Source organism: Pseudooceanicola profundi (assembly GCF_050897955.1).
GTDB lineage: Bacteria > Pseudomonadota > Alphaproteobacteria > Rhodobacterales > Rhodobacteraceae > Pseudooceanicola.
Map to the genome: position 1 here is coordinate 1 of NZ_JBPAXZ010000014.1, position 1,602 is coordinate 1,602.

Annotated in this window: 1 protein-coding gene; it reads right to left on the minus strand. The window is 60.5% G+C overall.

Translation table 11 applies throughout. The annotated features are described in order from the left end of the window. Window positions 1-6: 6 nt before the first annotated feature. Window positions 7-1,368, minus strand: coding sequence for an IS110 family RNA-guided transposase (locus tag ACRARG_RS21545; protein WP_432692060.1), 1,362 nt, complete (start codon window positions 1,366-1,368; stop codon window positions 7-9). Window positions 1,369-1,602: the final 234 nt, after the last annotated feature.

Sequence of the window (1,602 nt, forward strand, 5' to 3'; positions counted from 1 at the left end):
GCCTTCCTAAGAAACAGCCGCTGTCTCGCTAATAGGTGCCAAGGCGTAACCCATTGTCTTGGCACGCCGCTGGAGGTTTGAGAGCACACGTTGTCGATGCCTTTCGTCATAGGCCGCGGCGCCCTGATCCTTATAGGTCATGCCATAGCGGATAGCGTTGTAGAACAAGACTGCGATCTTGCGCGCGGTGGCCGTCACCGCCTTTTGCTTTCCTATGCGCGATGACAGTCGCCGGTAAAACGCGCCCAAGGCCGTGTCACTTCGCCCAATCGTGACAGCCGCCAGACGAAGGAGTGCGGCGGCGCGGCTGGAGGACCGGCGTGTCCGCGAGGATAGCAGCTTCCCGCCGGATATTTTGTTGCCCGGTGCCAGACAAAGCCACGACGTGAAGTGCTTTGCGCTCTTCCATGCGCGCAGGTCCGTGCCGCATTCTGCCACCAGCTTCAGCGCCAGCGATGGGCCAAGACCGTGGATCTGCGTCAGGTCCGTGCCCAACACCCCGTAAAGAGCGGCCCTCACATCGAAGGACGGGGCATTATGCTGCTTGCCTTTGATCCGTGCCTTCGGCAGCGGAGCCAAATCATCGTTGGCCTGGACAGTCAGCGACTTAACCGCAGCTTCCAACTTCCTGTCGCATGCCTCGATCTGCGCTTTGTAGAAGTCGTATAGCTCCAGCGACTGTGTCAAAGCAAAGACGTGTTCCGCACGGTCGTTGCCGACCAGCGCGGCCTTGATCGTGTCCAACGATGACTTGCAGCGGGCATCCCGGAACGCGGCAAGAACCTCAGGATTACGCTCGCCACCAACGATGGCACGGATGATCCGCATGCCTGTTGCGCCGGTGATATCGGAGACGACATGATGCAGTTGCAGGTTCATCTCCATGAGCGCCTTCTGCATGTGCTGGATGTGAGCGGCGGCATACTCAGTGAGCCGTTCCCGTTGCCGCATGTAGGCGCGCAGAGTAGCGATCTCGGCCTCAGGCCGGAAGCTGCCGCGGAGCAAGCCGTAGGAATGCAACTGGCGCAGCCATCCCGCGTCGCTCACATCGGTTTTGCGGCCCGGCACATTCTTGGCGTAGCGGGCATTCACCAGGATGACTTCGAAGCCGTGCTCCTCCAGGATCTCGAAGGCCGGTATCCAGTAAACGCCGGTCGATTCCATGGCCACGCTGGTGACGCCGCAGGACCGGAACCAGTCGGCAAGGTCGTGCAAATCTTGGGTGAATGTCCCAAAGGCGCGCACTGGCATGATGTCGGTGCCAGGGTTCACAGCCGCCATGTGCATCGTCGAGCCGATGTCGATTGCTGCCGCATTGGGATTGACCATCTTGAGGTCCGGGTGGCCGCCGGTCTTGAGCTTCGTCATGGCATCTCCTCCGTTCCAAGGCGAAGGGCGTGGGCCATGCAAGTTCGTCATCTTCCTAACCGGGATCGCCGCGATGGCGGCGTCACCACTCTCAAGTGCGCATCGACCCATGTGCCACGTTTTTTAACGGGGTCCAGCCCACCAATAAGCCATCGGCAACTGCCCTTCGGGCGCAGCATAGCACAGGCAGTTTATACCGCGCACAGGCGGGCTGCGGCCCGGAACGGTTTTTTA